This is a genomic window from Acinetobacter sp. AS5 (assembly GCF_048957595.1).
Taxonomy (GTDB): Bacteria; Pseudomonadota; Gammaproteobacteria; order Pseudomonadales; family Moraxellaceae; genus Acinetobacter.
Window position 1 is genome coordinate 1 of the sequence record NZ_JARDAL010000010.1, and the last position, 19,406, is coordinate 19,406.

Genomic DNA, 19,406 nt, shown 5'->3' on the forward strand with positions numbered 1-19,406 from the left:
AAAAAAAATGAGCGTATTGGCATACACTCATTTTTACTACATTTTTCTAATGTCTGCTTAACTGACTGGCATTACTCAACTGAGGGCTTTTTCATACCAGTCAGATTACTGGACTTCTTCGATCAGATTTTCGAGAGAGTCTACTCGATTTGGCTGAAGAGGCTGTTCTTGAGGTGCAGAACTTTCATCATCTGGTAAACGAATCGGTTGATCTGGTAAATCTTCAAAGTCAGTTTCTGTACGTTTCGGGACGACCACAGGTGCTGGACGGTAAAGTGCTGTCGCCAGAGGCGGAGAAGATGGATCATTCTGTGCTTCATCAGCCTGAACCACCTTGGTGCGATTTACCGGTGCCTTGGCATTGCGGTCTAAACGTACCCATGCTTCTGGCTGGCCTTTTAATGCCTTGCCCATAAAATCGGTCCAGATCGGTAGAGCTGCCACACCACCATATTCACGGCGACCTAAGGTGGTCGGCTGGTCAAAGCCCACCCAGGTCACGGTGACTAACTTGCCATTGAAGCCAGCAAACCAGGCATCTTTGGCATCGTTGGTGGTACCGGTCTTCCCGCCGATATCACTACGACCAATTCTTAATGCCGCACGACCGGTACCATGCTGAATCACATCACGCAAAATATTGGCCATGTCATAGGCAGAGCTAGATTTTAAAATACGCTGTGCCTGACGATAATTACTGTCTTCGGCAGAGACTTTAGGTGCAGCCTGTTTTTGCTCTAAAGTTGTATTGTTGATTGCAATTGCTTCGTCATCTGCGGTAATAGGGTCAGTGGCTTGAACTGATTCTTCTTTTTCATTAATACAGGAGATACAGGCATATTCAGGTTTAGCTTCAAAGATGGTATTGCCATAGGCATCTTCAATACGGGTAATAAAGTGCGGCTGGATTCGGTAACCGCCATTGGCAAAGGTGGCGTAGCCAGTCGCCATCTGAATCGGGAGGACCTGCGGGGTACCTAAGGCAATGGTATAGTTACGTGGAATCTGACTGTCCTGTAAACCAAAATCCATGAATAACTGACGTGTACGTTCAATCCCGACGGCCTGTAATAAGCGCACTGAGACTGTATTACGTGACAGATAAAGTGCACGGCGTAACGGGATCATACCCAGATAACGGCCATCCGAGTTACGTGGCGTCCATTTGCCAATGGTAATGGGTGCATCATTGACCATGGTATGTGGCGTCATGCCACGTTCTAAAGCCAGGGCATAAACAAAAGGCTTAATGGTAGAACCGGGTTGACGCCAGCCTTGGGTTGCACGGTTAAATTTCGACTGATAAAAATTATATCCCCCGACAATAGCCTCAATAGCACCATTATTTGGGTTAATGGCAATCAATTGTCCTTGTACATTGGGGATCTGCACCAATGACCAAGAGGTTTTATTTTCATTGGGTCTTAAACGAACAATGTCTTTGACTTTGACAATCTCGGACGCTTTGCTCGGTGCACCACCTACACTGTTGACGTTACGAAAGCGACGTGCCCAAGACATACCTGACCAGGGGACGGTCACGCTGCTTCCGTCCTGCATGAGTGCTTCAAAACTAGAATTACCCACCTGAGTCACTTGCGCGGGATAGGTATTGGCATAGGCACGGAACTTGTCGAGGGGTTGATCATTTGCTTCAGCACCACGCCAGCCATGTCGACGGTCATAAGCCTCTAAACCTTCTTGTACCGCTTGCTCCGCATAGGCCTGACGTTCACTATGGATGGTGGTATAGACTTTATAACCAGAATCTACCGCCTGTTCACCAAAATTTTGTACCAGTTCAGAGCGTACCATTTCACCGACATACGGGAATTTGTTTCGGGTACTCCGGTCAGGCATATCTAAATTTACCGGTTCAGCAATGGCTTGCTGATACTGGCTCTGGTTTAAATAGCCCAATTGCAGCATACGACCCAAGATCCAATTACGACGTTCCAGGGCGCGTTTGGGATTGGCCACCGGATTATATCGAGAAGGTGCTTTAGGCAGTCCAGAGATCATCGCCATTTGTGCAATTGAAAGCTCTTCTAAACTCTTGTTATAGTAAATTTTAGCTGCTGCTGCGATGCCGTAAGCATTTTTCCCCAGGAAAATTTTATTGACATACAGGGTCAGAATTTCTTCTTTACTTAAGCTTTGCTCAATTTTACGGGCCAGAAAAATTTCAGTCAGTTTGCGCTTCAGCGTCCGTTCAGGGCTAAGGTAATAGTTTTTTGCCACTTGCATGGTAATGGTCGAACCACCAGTCTGTACATCCGAGCCGGTCACCGTCTCACTGAGTGCGCGTCCCAAGCTTTTAAAGCTGATTCCGCTATGCTCAAAAAAGCTGGAATCTTCGGCGGCGAGGAAAGCATGAATAAACTCGGGCGGAATTTGTTCATATTTCACGGGAACAGAAAGCTTGCCTCCATATTCGGCAATTAATTCATTATCTGAACTAAAAACTTGTAAAGGCTTTAATAAAGGGGCCTTTTTAAGCGTAGACATTTCAGGCAAAGATGGGGCAATATAGAGATACATGCCATAGAAACCCATCGGAATTGAGATCAGTATAATGATAATGATCAAAAAAAATGGATGAACTAGGCCTGAACAAGATAGCTTTTTCATAACAAGTAAGTTTTAATAAGAGCTAATGGCGAACTAATTACCGGTCAGTATATCCTGTCGATATCCATATTGTTAGATGAGTTATTGTATCTATATAAAATTATAGACTGGACCAATTGGTAAGTTAGATTGAATTGGGGACAAAAAAATAATAGGAAGTGTATTGTGCGCAGGTTATATCGTAAACCAAATAAGGGGTTAATAGGAGTCGATATTAGTTCGACTTCTGTTAAGGTTTTAGAACTTTCTGTAAAAAGTGGCCGTTACTGGGTAGAGAGCTATGCTTTGATCCCATTATCGGAAAACAGTGTTGTTGAAAAAAACATTTTAAACCCAGAAGCAGTCGCTGATGCCCTTGGGCGTGCAATTAATTTGGGCAATACCCAGTCGAATCAGGCCGCTTTTGCAATTCCTACTTCAATGGTCATCACCAAAATCATTGAGATGGATGCAGACATGTCAGATGATGAACGTGAAGTTCAGATTCGTGAAGATGCGGAACAATACATTCCTTTTCCACTCGATGAAGCAAGTCTGGACTTTGAAGTTCTGCCAGACCGCCTTTCCAATCCGAACCGGGTCAATGTACTGCTGGTCGCTACCCGAATTGAAAATGTCGAAGCACGTTCTGAAGTTTTAGAGATTAGCAGCCTAACGCCTAAGATTGCAGATGTAGAAAGTTTTGCGCTGGAAAATGCCTTTAAAGTATTTTCGGATACTTTACCGATGGGGGTCAATACGGTTGGTATTTTAGACATTGGTCATAGTATGACGACCTTGTCGGTGATGCAGAACAACAAGATTATTTATACCCGTGAGCAGGTGTTTGGCGGTAAGCAATTAACTCAGGAAATTCAGAATCGTTATGGATTATCCTTTGAAGAAGCTGGGCGTGCTAAAAAAACCCGTGCCTTGCCGGATGATTATGATATTGAAGTCCTAGAACCATTTCTGGATGCTGTCGTACAACAGGCAGCCCGTTCATTACAATTCTTCTTTTCATCCTCTCAGTTCAATGAGATTGACCATATTTTACTGGCCGGCGGGAATGCCAATATTCCAGGTCTGGCAAAATTATTACAACAAAAACTCGGTTACCGTGTCACGATCGCGAATCCATTTTTACAAATGGGATTTTCTCCTCAAATTGATATTAAAAAAATCGAAAATGACGCGTCATCACTCATGGTTGCATGCGGTTTGGCATTAAGGAGTTTTGATTAATGGCAAGAATTAACTTACTTCCTTGGCGTGATGAGCTAAGAATTAAAAGAAATAATGAATTCGTGGCAATCTGCGTGGGGGCGCTTTTCTTGGGATTAGCGGCAGCGGGTTCAACCTGGTTTTATTATGATCACAAGCTTCAAGATCAGGAGCAGGCCAATCAGCTGATTCAAAGCACCAACCAGAATCTGGATGTGCAGTTAAAGGCGCTTGAAGGTTTGCAAGAACAGCGTAATGCGATTGTCGAACGAATGAAACTCATTCAAGGTTTACAAACCCAGCGTCCGATTGCGGTGCATTTGATTGATGAAATTGTACGGGTGACCCCAAGCAATATGTATATCACCAAATTCCAGCGTATCGGCGACAAGTTTACCATTGAAGGTCGGGCTGAAAGTCCAAATACGGTAGCAGAACTGCTCCGTAATCTGGAAGCTTCATCTTGGTATCGAAATGCCTTTATGAACGCTTTTCTAGTGGCTGAAGAAGTCAAAGAAAAGGCGCCGAGCTCGATTATTCCACGTGTGGAAGAGTCCTATGGTAGTTTTACCGTGACGGTAGATCTGGATCAGATCGCTCAGCCAGTACTTAACGAAGAACAACAAGCAGTCACTACAACTACGGGGGCATCATCATGAGTAATGAAGAATTCGATGAGTTCAGCCAGGATGTCGTCGCTGTACCCAAAAATAAAATGACTGTTGAAAAGTTTTTTCAGCAATTCAATACATTAGATCCAAATAACTATGGTAGCTGGCCTTTATCGGTCAAAATTACCTGCTGGATTTTTATTGTCGCACTGGCCTTTGCTGTGATTTACTTCGTTATGATCAGAAGCACGATTGAGTCAATTTCACAAGCCAGTGCCCAGGAACAAAACCTGCTGAATGAATTCCGTGAAAAAGAATCCAAATTACGCAACTTACAACAATATCAAATCCAGCTTCAGGAAATGGAAGCTCGTTTTAACCAGCAGTTAGAACAGTTACCGAAAGAAACTGAAATTCCGGGTCTGGTTGAAGATATTAACCTGAGCGGTGTGAATTCAGGCCTGAAGTTTAAAAATATCCGTCTGGAACCTGAAATTAAACAAGAGTTCTTTATTGAACAGCCGATTTCAATTGAAGCGACCGGCGATTATCATGCTTTTGGTTCCTTTGTGAGCAGTATTGCCGGCTTGTCGCGTATCGTTACACTACATGATTTCACCATTACCGGTACTGAAAACAAAGAGAAAAAATCTGAAATTCCGGTCATTGATTATGTGGTGAAAGCCAAAACTTATCGTTATGTCGGTAATGCGGATGGTGCTGCAGCGCAGCCTGCAGCTAATAGCACAACTCAGGGGGCGCAGTAATGAAGAATATTAAAATTACTTCGGCTTTAACACTTGGGTTTTTATTATTGGGATGTGATTCACGCATTGATGCAGTCAATCAGGAAATGGCCAATATTCGTAATCAGCCACCTTTGCCAATTGAACCTGCGCCTGATTTTATGCCAGTTGAAACCTTCAACTATGCAGCCCATCAGATCAAAAGTCCTTTTTTACCAAGCTCTTTGGCTGCTGAACTGAAAATTATGGCGGGGAAACGGGTTTATCCAAACCTATCACGTCAACTGCAACCGCTAGAAAGTTATCCGCTGGAAACATTGACCATGAAAGGCAGTATGCGCAATCAGGCAGGACAGATTCTGGCTTTAATCCAGACGCCTGATGGTGAGGTTGAGCGGATCCAACGTGGTAGCTATATGGGACTTAATCATGGTCGTGTGGTTGGAATTACACCAACACAGATCGATTTGATTGAGATTATTCCAGATGGCCGTGAGGGATATGTGGAACGTCCGCGAAGTCTGGTTCTTATCGGGCCGGCGCCATAAGTTTTAAAGGAATAACAATGAATAAGAGTATTAAAGAATTTATTTTTGGGGATGTTAATACAATGAATCGTGTGTTTCGTCAGTTTTCCATGGGTGCTGTTGCGATTGCGGTGATGCAAGCGGCCAGTGCGCAGGTTTCAATGACCAATGTAGTACCCATGCAGCTTCCTGGACAAGGAACTGAGATTCGGGTGATGTTCAATGGTTTGCCGCCACAACCACAAGCCTATCAATTAGAATCACCATCACGTTTGATTCTGGACTTTGATAAGGCACAACAGAATTTAAAACAAAGCAGTATTCCGGTGGCAACACGTGAAGCTAGTTCGGTAGATGTCACTTCGGATGCTCAGCGTGCACGTCTGACTGTAAATCTGACCGAGGCTGGAGCCTTTACGACTCGTGTAGAAGGTAATACCTTTATTCTTAAAATTAACTCGGCAACTCCTGTAGCCATAACTCAACCTGTGCAGCAACAGTCAGCTCAGGGTATTAGCAACATTGGTTTCCAGCGCGGTGCGCAAGGTGAAGGCCAGGTCGTTATTGATCTATTAGGGAATAATACTCCTGTTGATGTACAGCAGCAGGGTACCAAGGTTATTGTGCGCACTTTAGGTTCCAAGATTCCGGCTCATTTGACCCGCCGTCTTAATGTGACTGATTTTGCGACTCCGGTATCAAGTGTGGATGCTGTGAATCAAAATGGTTCAGGAGTCATTACGATTCAGTCTGCGGAAAGTTATGAATATATGGCTTATCAGACTGATAACAAGCTGACCATCAGCTTGAAACGTCCGGAAGCTAAGAGCCCATTACGTCCTAAAACTGTGGCTTATACCGGCAAGAAAATTTCCTTAGATTTCCAGGATATCGAAGTCCGTCGTGTTTTACAGCTTTTAGCTGACTTCACTGATATTAATATGGTGGCCGCAGACAGTGTACAAGGCAATATTACTTTGCGCTTGAAAGAGGTACCTTGGGATCAGGCGCTGGATATTGTGCTGAAAACCAAAAATCTGGATAAACGGCGCAATGGCAATGTGATCTGGATCGCACCAGTTACAGAGCTGATAAAGGCTGAAGAGGAAGAAGCTAAGGCGATTAAGCAGAGTGTTGCACTTGCGCCTATCCAAACGGAATATATGCAGCTCAGTTATGCCAAAGCCGCTGATATTGAGAAACTGATTACGCAGAATAAAGGCGCATCTAGTTCAGGTAGTTCGAGTAACACTACAAATAATGATGAGAGAGAAAGCTTATTGAGTTCACGTGGCTCTGTGTCTATTGATGCACGAACCAATACTATTATTGTGAATGATACCCAGCCTTTTATTGATAAAATCCGTAATATGGTAGATCTGCTCGATGTACAGGTAAAGCAGGTAATGGTTGAAGCACGTATTGTGCGAGCTACCACGGACTTCACCAAAGAAATGGGAGTGAAGTGGGGGATTCTGTCTCAAGGAATTACCAACAATAATAATCTTCTGGTCGGTGGTAGTGACACGACGTTATGGGATCTTAGAGAGCCAGAACTAGATAGTGAAACAGGTCGCTGGACCTACGATATTCAAAGACCAGATAACTTAAATGTGGATTTGGGGGTAACCAGTTCAGGTGCCAGTCGTATTTCCTTTGGTTTGATCAGCCTTTCTGATTTTATGCTGGATCTTGAGCTTTCTGCACTTCAGGCAGATGGCTATGGTGAGGTGATTTCTACCCCTAAAGTACTGACTGCAGACAAGCAGAAAGCAACTGTTGCCTCTGGTTCTCAAATTCCGTATCAGTCAGCAGAGGGTGGTGGTGCGAATGCAGTATCTACTACGGAATTTATTGATGCTACGCTAAGTCTGGATGTCACACCAAGCATTACGCCAGATGGCAAAGTACAGATGGAACTCAATATTACCAGTGACTCACCGGGTAACCCGACACCGACTGGACAGCTCACTATTAACAAAAACCAGATCACTACCAATGTCTTGGTGGACAATGGCGAAACCGTGGTTCTAGGCGGTATTTTTGAGCAAGAAACCCGTAATGCACAAACTAAGGTACCTTTCCTGGGGGATATTCCTTATGTAGGACGTTTATTCCGTAAAGATTTAAAGTCGGATAATAAACGTGAGCTACTGATTTTTGTTACACCTCGAATTGTTAATGACAGTGTTTCAAGAAATCATTAATATATTTTGAATTTAACAAAACGAATAGGTGACTCCTTGCCAAGCAAAGAGTTTGAAACCCTGCCAAATATTTATTTGGTAGGGCCGATGGGGGCCGGTAAAACAACAGTAGGACGACATCTCGCAGAATTGTTAGGACGTGAATTTCTAGACAGTGATCATGAAATTGAACGTAAAACAGGCGCGACCATTCCCTGGATTTTTGAAAAAGAAGGGGAGCAGGGTTTCCGTGACCGTGAAACTGCTGTGATTAATGACCTTACCTCACGTCCCCATCTGGTCTTAGCCACCGGTGGTGGTGCCATTACTCAGACCTTAAATCGGGATTATCTGAAACAGCGCGGAATCGTTGTCTATCTCTATACGCCGGTTGAAATTCAACTGCAACGTACCTATCGCGATAAAAACCGTCCACTCCTTCAAGTCGAAAATCCGGAACAAAAGTTACGTGATTTATTGGCAGTCCGTGATCCCTTGTATCGGGAAGTGGCGCATCATATTATTGAGACCAATCAGGGTGCTGCGCGTGATCTGGCGCAGCGGATTCTCAATCTTATTACTTCTAAAAACTAAGTTCATTGAATAAAGTGGTTAATCAAGCATGCAAACCTTATATGTAGAACTCGGAGAACGTCGTTACCCTATTTTTATCGGGAGCGATCTGGATCCACAGGCCTTATTGGCTCCCTATATTCAGGGTAAGCAAGTGATGATTGTAAGCAATGCCACAGTTGCACCACTTTATTTGCAGCGTTATCAAACTGCAATTGAAGCTCTGGACAAACGTGTTGCGACCTGTATTTTGCCTGATGGTGAAAAATATAAGGATAGTCCGCATCTGAATCTGATTTTTGATGCACTGCTTGAAGCCGGTTTTAACAGGGACTGTACTGTGCTTGCGCTGGGTGGTGGTGTCATTGGAGATATGGCCGGGTTTGCTTCGGCCTGTTTCCAGCGCGGTGTATACTTTATCCAAGTACCGACGACTTTGCTGTCGCAAGTAGATTCAAGTGTTGGTGGAAAAACCGGGATTAATCACCCTCTGGGTAAAAATATGATTGGCGCTTTCCAGCAGCCGCAGGTGGTGCTGGCGGATATGTCGCAGCTTGTTACTTTGCCGGACCGCGAACTTTCAGCAGGTTTGGCTGAAGTGATTAAATATGCGCTGCTAGGCGATGAGTCATTTCTGGTCTGGCTTGAAGAAAAGATGGATGCTCTGGTCGCTCGTGATGAGAAATTATTGGCTGAAGCCGTTTATCGTTCCTGTGCGCATAAGGCACGGATCGTAGCCAATGATGAGAAGGAGCAAGGGGAACGTGCTTTACTCAATTTAGGTCATACCTTTGGTCATGCGATTGAATCCTACATGGGGTATGGTGTCTGGCTACATGGTGAGGCTGTTGCCACCGGTATGGTGATGGCTGCTGATCTGTCACAGCGTATGGGCTGGATTTCTCAAGAAGATTTAGAACGTACAAAAAAAATCATTTCTCGTGCCCAATTACCTACTGTTTGTCCTAAAATCCCTCTGGATGATTTTCTGGCCTATATGGCCCATGACAAAAAAGTCTTGAATGGACAATTACGTCTGGTGTTATTAAAGCAATTAGGCAAAACAGTGATTACCCGAGACTTTGATCTCGAGTTAATGAAACAGGCAATATTAGCCAATCAGGCATAGGTTTAGTTTTATGGCAGCATTACATACTCCTTGGCAAAAGATTCAGCATTATTTTTGGCTGGTCTGTGGTGTATGCTGCCTATTTGCTGCCTTAGTCTTTTGGGCGGTGACTGATTCAGATGATGTCGTCGAAATTGAAAAAAAGCCTGAAACTGAAGTTCAGTTGCAGATTCAACCAGAAAAAGTCGCCACAATGATCCATCTTGGTGCACTTTTTCAGGAAGTGAAACCACTGGACCTAAATACGCGTACCGTCGTGAATGCCAGTCATGAGCCGGAATTCCGTGGTACCAAATTTGTCAATGAAGCGAAAAACCAGCACGCCATTGAATTATTTCGTGTGACCAATGAAGCCATTTTAAAAAGTTTTCTTAAAAAACAGTCCGATCGTAAACCTTTTATTTATTTAAGAATCTCGGGTGAAAATCAGCCAGAACAATATGTATTGTTATATGGTCAATATAAGACGGCGGCGCAAGCCAATCAGGCTTTATCTACACTGAAGTTAAATTTACCGGCCTCAGTCAAGCCTGAAGTTGTAGCAATGCAGCAATATGTCAGTCTGGTCAATAATCTGGGTTCAGAGGAATTGGCCAGTAATCAAAAGCTTTACGAAATTCGTTTGAAAAATGTGCCTTTGCCGAAAGTAGATGAATCGGTGCGACTTAGACAGCAGCAAACCCAGACTGAGTCCAAGCCGCGTAGCTCTGATGCTGCGACTACCAGTACCACCATTGTGCGCCGTGATTCATCGGGAAATGTGGTCGATGTACAGAAATCTGAAAGTGCTGTAGAAGGCACGCCTCAACCGCAAAATAACAATAATCGACCTGCTCAGGGCAGTAATCCTCGTCCTCAAAATAATGAGATTAGTGATCCATTTAATTAGTCCGGTCTAAAATAGCGCATCCAAAAAATTACAGAATTAAAAATGAGCGCTTTTGGTGCAAAAAATGCACATTAAAATTAACCCTTAGAGTGCTGTTCTGCGCTAAATCTTTGTCATCTGTATTGTTTTAATTTATGCGCTGTTTGTTGGCATGGAATTTGCTTTATTGGTGCATGAATTGAATTAATCTCCCTGTTTTGGCGCGAAAAATGATTCGATGACACCGTATGAATGTCATATTTATTCCAGATTTTTATGTTATTCATGAGCAGAATAAACTTTATTTGTTATGCATTTAGTCTAAAAAAGGACTAGTCTGAAGAAATAAAGAAAAATGCTTTTGCTCTACCAATACAGTCTTCGAAAGTCCATTAGACGCTAGCGCAGAGAAAAGTTTAGATTGTTTAATAGCCTGTTGAGGCTTCGTGAAAGAAGGGTACGCTATGCACATGCCATCGCCTAATAATGTAGCTCCCGCTCAAGGTTTATACCAACCGGATGAGTTTAAAGATAACTGTGGTTTCGGTTTGATCGCCCATATGCAGGGTGATGCTAGCCATGATCTCGTCAAGACCGCGATTCATAGTTTGAGTTGTATGACCCATCGTGGTGGTATTGCCGCGGATGGCAAAACCGGGGATGGTTGTGGTCTGCTCTTGGCGATGCCGAAGAAATTTTTCCGTGAAGAAGCAAAACGCTTAAGTGATACCACTTTAAGTGAAGTGTTTGCTGTGGGGTTGGTGTTTCTAAATCTTGATCCGGCACTTGCTGCACATGCCAAACAGGTTTTAAACAAAGAGATTGAAGCTGAAGGTTTAATCGTTTTGGCTTGGCGCGTGATTCCGACCAATGTCGATGCATTGGGTGAAATTGCATTGCAATCGATGCCGGCATTTGAACAGATTATTGTTAACTGTCCAATGGGTGTGACTGAGGTTGAATTTAACCGTAAGTTATTCCTGGCACGCCGTCGTGCAGAACAACTGTTGGTGAATGATACGTCTTTCTATGTCACTACTTTGTGCTCAACGGTGATCAGCTATAAAGGCTTGATGATGCCGGAAGCGATTGCAGATTTTTATACAGATCTGGCTGATCCACGTTTGGAATCACATATTGTGGTCTTCCATCAGCGCTTCTCGACCAATACCTTGCCTCGCTGGCCGTTGGCACAACCGTTCCGTTACCTGGCGCACAATGGTGAAATCAATACCATTACTGCGAATCGTAACTGGGCCATGGCGCGTGTGCCGAAATTTGAAAATCCATTATTGCCAGGTTTAACTGAACTGAATCCAATTGTGAACCGTACCGGTTCAGATTCTTCAAGCCTGGACAACATGCTGGAGATTCTGGTGGGTGGCGGCATGGATCTGTTCCGTGCACTCCGTATGCTGGTTCCGCCTGCTTGGCAAAATGTGGAAACCTTAGATGCTGATCTGCGTGCTTTCTATGAATTCAACTCAAAACATATGGAAGCTTGGGATGGCCCGGCTGGTCTGGTGATTCAGGATGGCCGACATGCGATCTGTATGCTGGATCGTAACGGTCTGCGTCCTGCGCGTTGGGTCATCACCAAGAATGGTTATATCACGCTGGCTTCTGAAATTGGTGTCTGGGGTTATCAACCTGAAGATGTGATTTCTAAAGGCCGTGTCGGTCCTGGCCAAATGCTGGTCATTGATACGCAAACCGGTAAGGTGCTGGATACTCAAGATGTCAATAATCATCTGAAACGTATGCGTCCATACCGTGAATGGTTACGTGAAAATTCTGTGCGTTTGCAAGGTAGTCCAGAGCTGGAAGAATATTTATGTGATCAAGGCTTAAAAGGCGATGGCCTGAAAGCGGCACAAAAAATGTTCATGGTGACCTTTGAAGAGCGTGACCAGTTGTTGCGTCCGATTGCTGAAAGCGGTCAGGAAGCTGTAGGTTCAATGGGTGATGATACTCCAATGGCAGTATTGTCACGTCAGGTGCGCCATGTGTCGGATTATTTCCGGCAGCAGTTTGCACAGGTGACCAACCCGCCAATCGATCCGTTACGTGAATCGATTGTGATGTCACTGGAAACCTGTTTAGGTCGTGAACAAAATGTATTTGAACAGGGGTCTGAACATGCAGACCGCTTGATCATTTCCAGCCCTGTACTGTCTAATTCGAAAATGCATCAGATCCGTACCCTGGGTCGTGCCGGTTATGAAATTGCAGATATCGACCTGAACTATGCTGAAACCGAAGGTCTGGAAGCAGCGATTGCACGTATCTGTGAAGAATCTGCACAAGCCATTCGTGATGGCAAAACCCTACTGGTGCTTTCCGACAAGAAAATCCGTGAAGGTTACTTGCCTGCCAATGCTTTCATGATTACTGGTGCAGTGCATCATTACCTGATCAATACTGGTCTACGTACAGATGCCAACTTGATTATTGAAACCGGTTTTGCCCGTGATCCACATCAGTTCGCGGTGCTTCTTGGTTTTGGTGCGACAGCCATCTACCCGTACCTGGCTTATGACGTAATCAATGATCTGGTCGCGAAAGGCGAATTATTGGGTGATCCAATTTATGCACAAAACAATTTCCGTAAGGGGATTGAAAAAGGTCTACTGAAAGTTCTATCGAAAATGGGTATTTCTACGGTTGCCTCTTACCGTGGTGGTCAGCTGTTTGAAGCAGTGGGTTTATCCAATGAAGTAGTGGATAAATGCTTTATTGGTGTACCAAGCCGTATTCAGGGTGCTACTTTTGTCGACCTTGAAAATGATCAGAAACAGTTGGCGGATATTGCTTGGAAAAACCGTAAGCCAATTGATCAGGGCGGTTTGCTGAAGTTTGTCTTTGGCAAGGAATATCATGCCTTTAACCCAGACGTGATCAACTCGCTACATAAAGCAGTGCGTTCGGGTAATTATGCCGACTTTAAAGAATATGCTGAACTGGTGAACAAGCGTCCAATTGCGACGATTCGTGACCTGTTCAAGCTCAAAACAGATAACTCGATTCCAGTCGAACAAGTGGAATCTGTGGAAGATATCCTGCCTCGCTTTGACTCTGCGGGTATGTCTTTGGGTGCATTGTCGCCTGAAGCTCATGAAGCGATTGCGATTGCCATGAACACGATTGGTGGTCGCTCGAACTCAGGTGAGGGCGGTGAAGATCCAGCGCGTTACGGTACCATCCGTAACTCGAAAATCAAACAAATTGCATCGGGCCGTTTTGGTGTGACCCCTGCTTACTTAACGTCTGCAGAAGTCCTTCAAATTAAAGTCGCGCAAGGTGCAAAACCAGGTGAAGGTGGTCAGTTGCCGGGTGGTAAAGTAAATGGTCTCATTGCCCGTTTACGTTACTCTGTACCGGGTGTAACGCTGATTTCGCCACCTCCGCATCACGACATCTATTCAATTGAAGATTTATCACAGTTGATCTTTGATTTAAAACAGGTTAACCCACAGGCGATGGTGTCAGTTAAGCTGGTTTCTGAACCGGGTGTCGGTACGATTGCGGCGGGTGTAGCGAAAGCCTATGCCGATTTCATTACTATTTCTGGTTATGATGGCGGTACAGCGGCTTCTCCACTTTCTTCAATTCATCATGCAGGTTCACCGTGGGAACTGGGTCTTTCTGAGGCACATCAGGCTCTTCGTGTGAATGACCTGCGTGGTAAAGTTCGCGTACAGACAGATGGCGGTTTAAAAACCGGTCTGGATGTTGTCAAAGCAGCAATTCTGGGTGCAGAAAGCTTTGGCTTCGGTTCAACCCCAATGATCGCATTGGGTTGTAAATACCTGCGTATCTGTCACCTGAATAACTGTGCAACCGGTGTCGCGACTCAACAAGATCATTTACGTCAAGAGCATTATATTGGCGAGCCACAAATGCTGATCAACTTCTTCACCTTTATTGCTGAAGAAACCCGTGAATGGCTGGCAGCACTCGGTGTATCAAGTCTGAAAGACCTGATTGGCCGTACTGATCTGCTGGAAGTTTTGCCAGGTGAAACTGCAAAGCATGCACATCTTGATTTAAGCAAATTACTTGAGTCGCATCCTGCTGCGGAAGGTAAAGCGCAGTATTGTCAGGTTCAAGGTAATGCGCCATTTGATAAAGGCATTCTGGCTGAAAAAATGGTGGATGAAATTCTACCTGCGATTGAAGCGGGAACTGGCGGCGAATATAGCTTCACGATCGGTAACTGTGACCGTTCGATTGGTGCACGTCTGTCTGGTGAAATTGCAAAACGCTATGGCAACCTGAGCATGGAAGCCCATCCGGTGAAAGTTCACCTGAATGGTACTGCAGGCCAGTCACTAGGTGTCTGGAATGCCGGTGGTCTGCATATCAGTCTAGAAGGCGATGCCAATGATTATGTCGGTAAAGGCATGGCTGGCGGTCGCATCTCGATCTTCCCGCCAAAAGGTTCACCATTCCAGACCCAAAATACCGCGATTATTGGGAATACATGTTTGTACGGGGCAACGGGCGGTAAGTTATATGCAGCGGGTACAGCGGGCGAGCGTTTCGCGGTGCGTAACTCGGGTGCATTTGCCGTAATTGAAGGTGCAGGCGATCACTGCTGTGAATACATGACCGGCGGTATTGTGACGGTGCTGGGTAAAGTGGGGCATAACTTCGGTGCGGGTATGACTGGTGGTTTTGCTTATGTACTTGATCTGGATAATGACTTCGTTGATCATTATAACCACGAATTGATTGAGCTGAACCGTATTTCCACCGAAGCGATGGAAGAGCATAAAGCCTTCTTGGGTCGTATTCTGGATGAACATATTAAAGAAACGGGTAGTGCTTGGGCGTACAAGATCCGCCATGAGTTTGACTTCTACAGCCGCAAGTTCTGGTTGGTAAAACCAAAAGCAGCCAACTTGCAAACGCTGTTGAAAACCACTCAAGCTGATCCACAATAATTCCACTACTGCAGAAACATAGGCAGATGTAAGGCAACTGTGAACCCCTTACATCTCCCCACGGAGAGAGACATGGCAGAACGCCTGAATAATGACTTTCAATTCCTGGATGTCGCACGCCAAGATCCAGAGAAAAAAGAGATTGATGTCCGCAAAGCAGAATTTGTGGAAATTTATAAGCCTTATACCGCGGAAATTGCAGCCAACCAGACACATCGCTGTCTAGGCTGTGGTAATCCGTACTGTGAGTGGAAATGTCCGGTACATAACTACATTCCCAACTGGTTGAAACTGGTGTCTGAAGGCCGGTTGTTCCAGGCGGCTGAACTGTGTCACCAGACCAATACCTTGCCGGAAGTCTGTGGCCGGGTCTGTCCACAAGACCGTCTATGTGAAGGGGCATGTACCCTGAACGACGGTTTCGGTGCAGTGACGATCGGGAATGCAGAAAAATATATCAATGATACTGCCTTTGCTTTGGGTTGGCGTCCAGATATGTCCAATGTGCAATGGACCAATAAGAAAGTTGCGATTATCGGGGCAGGTCCTGCAGGACTTGGCTGTGCCGATATTCTGGTGCGTAATGGGGTAAAACCTGTGGTCTTTGATAAACGTCCAGAAATTGGTGGTTTACTGACTTTCGGTATTCCAGAATTCAAAATGGAAAAAGACGTAATGAAGCGCCGCCGTGAAATTTTCACCGGTATGGGCGTGGAATTTCGTTTGAATACTGAAATTGGCACAGATGTGACCATCGACCAGTTACTTGCCGATTATGATGCGGTATTTATGGGTATGGGAACCTATACCTACATGAAAGGTGGTTTTGCCGGTGAAGATCTGGATGGTGTGTATGATGCACTGGATTTCCTGATTGCGAATGTCAATCGTTGTCAGGGCTGGGAAAAAGATCCGTCTGAATATATCAGTGTTGAAGGCAAGAAAGTCATTGTTTTAGGCGGTGGTGATACCGCTATGGACTGTAACCGTACTTCGATCCGTCAAGGTGCCGAGTCAGTCGTCTGTGCGTATCGTCGTGATGAAGAAAACATGCCGGGTTCACGTCGCGAAGTACAAAATGCACGTGAAGAAGGGGTGAATTTCCAGTTTAACCGTCAGCCGATCGAAGTTGTTGGTGAAAATGGTAAAGTGACCGGTGTGAAATTTATTACTACTCAGCTGGGTGAGCCGGACAGCCGCGGTCGCCGTAGCCCAGAGCCGATTCCGGGTTCAGAAGAAATTCTGCCAGCGGATGCAGTCCTGCTTGCTTTCGGTTTCCGTACCAGCCCTGCTGACTGGTTCACCGATGTGGAAATTAATCTGGATGGTTCAGGTCGTGTCGTTGCTGCTGAGCAGCAGCAATATAAGTTCCAGACCTCAAATCCGAAAATCTTTGCCGGTGGTGACATGGTACGCGGTTCTGACTTGGTGGTTACTGCGATCTGGGAAGGCCGTCAGGCTGCAGAAGGAATTCTGGATTATCTGGATATCTAATCGTTAGCCATCAACGCATATCATTCAAGAAAACCCGCTACGGCGGGTTTTTTAATCTTCGATGATGGTGAAACTTAAAATGGACGCATTAAAAAGATTATAAAAAGTAACAAAACTTTAGAAAATACTGTTTAAAATCAAATTAATTAAATAAATATCAATAAATAATAGAGGATAAACATCATGCGTCTATTAAAACAATCTTTAATAACCCTGATGCTGGCCAGTACTTTGACCCTCACAGGATGTGGCTATAACACTTTGCAGGTGAAAGATGAAGCGGTCACTGCATCATGGTCCGAAGTGCAAAACCAGTATCAGCGCCGTGCCGACTTGGTGCCAAATTTGGTCAATGTGGTCAAAGGCTATGCTGCGCATGAAGAGCAGGTCTTAACCGAAGTGACTCAAGCACGTGCCAATGTTGCCGGTTTGAAAGTAGACCGTGAAGTTCTGGAAGATCCTGAGCTATTCCAGCGTTATCAGGAAGCGCAATCGCAAATGACCAGTGCTTTGTCACGTCTTTTGGCTGTGACTGAAAATTATCCAGACCTGAAAGCCAATCAGCAGTTCCGTGATTTGCAGGTGCAACTGGAAGGCACTGAAAATAGAATCGCGGTGGCACGTAACCGTTATATTACCACGGTTCAGGACTTTAACTCTTATGCGCGTCAGTTCCCGCAAGTTATGACTGCCAAAGTGATTGGTATGGACACCAAGCCGAATTTTAGTGCTGAGCAAAGTGCTCAGAAAGCGCCAACGGTTTCCTTTGAATAAGTATCCACTTATAAAATAAACGAGAGATCATATGTCTGAGATTCTGCTGAAATACTGTGCTGGTTTAATTCTCATGCTGGGCATGGGAATAACCATGCTTGTTTCAGCAGAAACGGCCACGGCTACAGATACTGAAGACGTCATTGTAGCCCGTGAAATCTTACAACCTAAAAATAATCAAAATACTCCAGCCCAAAATACAGAAACTGCAGCAGCATCACAGTCACAAATTGCCAATGACATGGCGGAAGGGCAGTTTCAACGCGACTTACCAAGCTTGAATGAACCGGTCATTGATCAGGCAAATTTACTTAGTCCCGCTGAAAAACAGCAACTCAGTCAGCGTATTCTGAAACTTTATAATGAAGGCAAAGGGCAAATAGGTATAGTCATTGTTCCGACCACCGGGCAGGAAGATATTTTTGATTACTCCATGCGCGTTGCTGAAGCTTGGCAGCTGGGTTCTACTAAACGTGATAATGGTTTGTTGATGACCATTGCCATTAATGATCGCCGTATTCAAATTTTGACCGGTTATGGCTTGGAAGGGGTGCTACCCGATATAGTGGCAGGTCGAATTATTCATGACAAAATTACGCCATTTTTTAAGCAAGGTCAGTATGCGCAGGGCATTGATTCCGGACTAACCGAAATTGAACGAATTTTAAATTTAGATCCTGAAATTGCAGCTCAGGCAGCCGATGAACTGAAAGAACGTCAGGAACAGGCTTATCAGGCACAAAAAGCCAGTAAGGCGACGTTCAGTAGTGTGCTGTTTATTATTGTCGCAGGTGTCGTGGGATCCATGATCTTTGGTAAACGTCTGAGCGCAGCGACTGCGGCGGTAGCAGGTACAGTCGCAGGATTGGTAAATGGCTTAGGCTTGGTTGCTAGTTTAATGATTGGTGTAGGTATTTTCTTTTTATTGATCACCGCCATTGCCCAGCTGATTTTACATGCCTTCTTGGCAGGTGGTGGTCGAGGCAGCGGTAGTGGCCGTGGTGGTTTTGGTGGCGGCGGCTTCGGCGGTGGCGGTGGTGGATTTGGTGGGGGAGGAGCATCAGGCTCATGGTAACAACTACAGATACAACAGAGATTGTCACGCAGCCAAAGCTGGAAGAACAGGCACAGCCGAGTTTTAAGCGTTGGCTCAAGCATTTCTTTTATATGCCGGCAACCAAGCGCTTTTTTTCCAGACAGGATCAGCATGCCATTGCAGTCGCGGTTGAAAAAGCGGAGCAGGGGCATGTGGGGGAGATTCAGGTGGTGATTGAAGGTTGTCTGCCTTCACGATCTGCCTATTATCAAGATACCTTATGTCGGGCCCGACAGTTATTTGCGGAAATTGGTGTTTGGGATACCGAATATAATAGTGGTGTGCTGCTATATTTAAACCTATGTGAACACAAGGTTGAGATTGTGATTGATCGTGGAATTAAAAATGCGACGACCCAGCAAGTCTGGGATGAAATCTGCCAAAATATTATTCAGCATTTAGTCCAGCAGAAGTTTAAAGAAGGTGTAATTGAAGGGGTAATTGAGATTGGAAAAGTATTGGATCAATATTATGATCGAAAAATAGATGACTTAAAGAATGAATTAGGGAATAAACCGATTATATTGGGGTGATTTTAGTCAACTAACTGACAATTTTTGTCAGTTAGTTGCACAAAATAAAACACAGTAGTTACAAAAATAAAAGTATTTTTTTAAAGTGC

14 protein-coding genes are annotated in these 19,406 nt (G+C 44.8%); 13 read left to right on the forward strand and 1 reads right to left on the reverse strand.

Annotated features, from left to right (window positions below):
• Window positions 1-105: 105 nt before the first annotated feature.
• Window positions 106-2,631: a penicillin-binding protein PBP1a gene (ponA, locus tag PV763_RS04520; protein ID WP_420937434.1), complete on the reverse strand. Its 2,526-nt coding sequence runs from the start codon at window positions 2,629-2,631 to the stop codon at window positions 106-108.
• Window positions 2,632-2,796: 165 nt separating this feature from the next.
• Between ponA and PV763_RS04525 the strand changes: the two genes are divergently transcribed.
• The 13 genes from PV763_RS04525 to PV763_RS04585 all read left to right on the forward strand — a co-directional run bounded on the left by PV763_RS04525 (window position 2,797) and on the right by PV763_RS04585 (window position 19,317).
• Complete coding sequence (locus PV763_RS04525; RefSeq protein WP_004644949.1) at window positions 2,797-3,855, forward strand: pilus assembly protein PilM; 1,059 nt, start codon at window positions 2,797-2,799, stop codon at window positions 3,853-3,855.
• Window positions 3,855-4,493: a PilN domain-containing protein gene (locus tag PV763_RS04530; RefSeq protein WP_071851535.1), complete on the forward strand. Its 639-nt coding sequence runs from the start codon at window positions 3,855-3,857 to the stop codon at window positions 4,491-4,493. Before PV763_RS04525 ends, PV763_RS04530 begins: the two co-directional genes overlap by 1 nt.
• Window positions 4,490-5,212: a type 4a pilus biogenesis protein PilO gene (locus tag PV763_RS04535; protein WP_071851533.1), complete on the forward strand. Its 723-nt coding sequence runs from the start codon at window positions 4,490-4,492 to the stop codon at window positions 5,210-5,212. Before PV763_RS04530 ends, PV763_RS04535 begins: the two co-directional genes overlap by 4 nt.
• Window positions 5,212-5,739: a pilus assembly protein PilP gene (locus PV763_RS04540; RefSeq protein WP_004732447.1), complete on the forward strand. Its 528-nt coding sequence runs from the start codon at window positions 5,212-5,214 to the stop codon at window positions 5,737-5,739. Before PV763_RS04535 ends, PV763_RS04540 begins: the two co-directional genes overlap by 1 nt.
• Before the next feature lie 17 nt (window positions 5,740-5,756).
• Window positions 5,757-7,925 carry a type IV pilus secretin PilQ gene (gene pilQ / locus PV763_RS04545; protein WP_420937435.1) on the forward strand — a complete coding sequence of 723 codons (2,169 nt, stop codon included), beginning with the start codon at window positions 5,757-5,759 and terminating at the stop codon, window positions 7,923-7,925.
• 36 nt (window positions 7,926-7,961) lie between these two features.
• Window positions 7,962-8,498 carry a shikimate kinase AroK gene (aroK, locus tag PV763_RS04550; RefSeq protein ID WP_005101380.1) on the forward strand — a complete coding sequence of 179 codons (537 nt, stop codon included), beginning with the start codon at window positions 7,962-7,964 and terminating at the stop codon, window positions 8,496-8,498.
• Between the two features lie 28 nt (window positions 8,499-8,526).
• On the forward strand, window positions 8,527-9,606 hold the full coding sequence (gene aroB, locus PV763_RS04555; RefSeq protein ID WP_253100434.1) for a 3-dehydroquinate synthase: 1,080 nt from the start codon (window positions 8,527-8,529) through the stop codon (window positions 9,604-9,606).
• A 10-nt stretch (window positions 9,607-9,616) separates the two neighbouring features.
• Window positions 9,617-10,495, forward strand: coding sequence for a hypothetical protein (locus PV763_RS04560; protein ID WP_005263881.1), 879 nt, complete (start codon window positions 9,617-9,619; stop codon window positions 10,493-10,495).
• A gap of 449 nt (window positions 10,496-10,944) precedes the next feature.
• A complete protein-coding gene (gltB, locus tag PV763_RS04565) occupies window positions 10,945-15,420 on the forward strand; it encodes a glutamate synthase large subunit (protein ID WP_420937436.1) in 4,476 nt (1,491 codons plus the stop codon).
• A 72-nt stretch (window positions 15,421-15,492) separates the two neighbouring features.
• On the forward strand, window positions 15,493-16,914 hold the full coding sequence (locus tag PV763_RS04570; RefSeq protein ID WP_420937437.1) for an FAD-dependent oxidoreductase: 1,422 nt from the start codon (window positions 15,493-15,495) through the stop codon (window positions 16,912-16,914).
• Between the two features lie 183 nt (window positions 16,915-17,097).
• Window positions 17,098-17,688 carry a LemA family protein gene (locus PV763_RS04575; protein WP_004281156.1) on the forward strand — a complete coding sequence of 197 codons (591 nt, stop codon included), beginning with the start codon at window positions 17,098-17,100 and terminating at the stop codon, window positions 17,686-17,688.
• Window positions 17,689-17,719: 31 nt separating this feature from the next.
• Window positions 17,720-18,763 (forward strand): TPM domain-containing protein, encoded by a 1,044-nt coding sequence (locus PV763_RS04580; RefSeq protein ID WP_420937438.1) that lies wholly within the window; start codon window positions 17,720-17,722, stop codon window positions 18,761-18,763.
• Complete coding sequence (locus PV763_RS04585) at window positions 18,757-19,317, forward strand: TPM domain-containing protein (RefSeq protein WP_420937439.1); 561 nt, start codon at window positions 18,757-18,759, stop codon at window positions 19,315-19,317. The genes PV763_RS04580 and PV763_RS04585 overlap by 7 nt, the downstream gene beginning before the upstream one ends.
• Window positions 19,318-19,406 lie beyond the last annotated feature (89 nt).

What these genes read in the sequence shown, in the direction of transcription:
- ponA (WP_420937434.1), bottom strand. Translation starts at nt 2,631, where the DNA reads ATGAAAAAGCTATCTTGTTCAGGCCTAGTTCATCCATTTTTTTTGATC.
- PV763_RS04530 (WP_071851535.1), top strand. Translation starts at nt 3,855, where the DNA reads ATGGCAAGAATTAACTTACTTCCTTGGCGTGATGAGCTAAGAATTAAA.
- PV763_RS04535 (WP_071851533.1), top strand. Translation starts at nt 4,490, where the DNA reads ATGAGTAATGAAGAATTCGATGAGTTCAGCCAGGATGTCGTCGCTGTA.
- PV763_RS04540 (WP_004732447.1), top strand. Translation starts at nt 5,212, where the DNA reads ATGAAGAATATTAAAATTACTTCGGCTTTAACACTTGGGTTTTTATTA.
- pilQ (WP_420937435.1), top strand. Translation starts at nt 5,757, where the DNA reads ATGAATAAGAGTATTAAAGAATTTATTTTTGGGGATGTTAATACAATG.
- aroB (WP_253100434.1), top strand. Translation starts at nt 8,527, where the DNA reads ATGCAAACCTTATATGTAGAACTCGGAGAACGTCGTTACCCTATTTTT.
- PV763_RS04560 (WP_005263881.1), top strand. Translation starts at nt 9,617, where the DNA reads ATGGCAGCATTACATACTCCTTGGCAAAAGATTCAGCATTATTTTTGG.
- gltB (WP_420937436.1), top strand. Translation starts at nt 10,945, where the DNA reads ATGCCATCGCCTAATAATGTAGCTCCCGCTCAAGGTTTATACCAACCG.
- PV763_RS04570 (WP_420937437.1), top strand. Translation starts at nt 15,493, where the DNA reads ATGGCAGAACGCCTGAATAATGACTTTCAATTCCTGGATGTCGCACGC.
- PV763_RS04575 (WP_004281156.1), top strand. Translation starts at nt 17,098, where the DNA reads ATGCGTCTATTAAAACAATCTTTAATAACCCTGATGCTGGCCAGTACT.
- PV763_RS04580 (WP_420937438.1), top strand. Translation starts at nt 17,720, where the DNA reads ATGTCTGAGATTCTGCTGAAATACTGTGCTGGTTTAATTCTCATGCTG.
- PV763_RS04585 (WP_420937439.1), top strand. Translation starts at nt 18,757, where the DNA reads ATGGTAACAACTACAGATACAACAGAGATTGTCACGCAGCCAAAGCTG.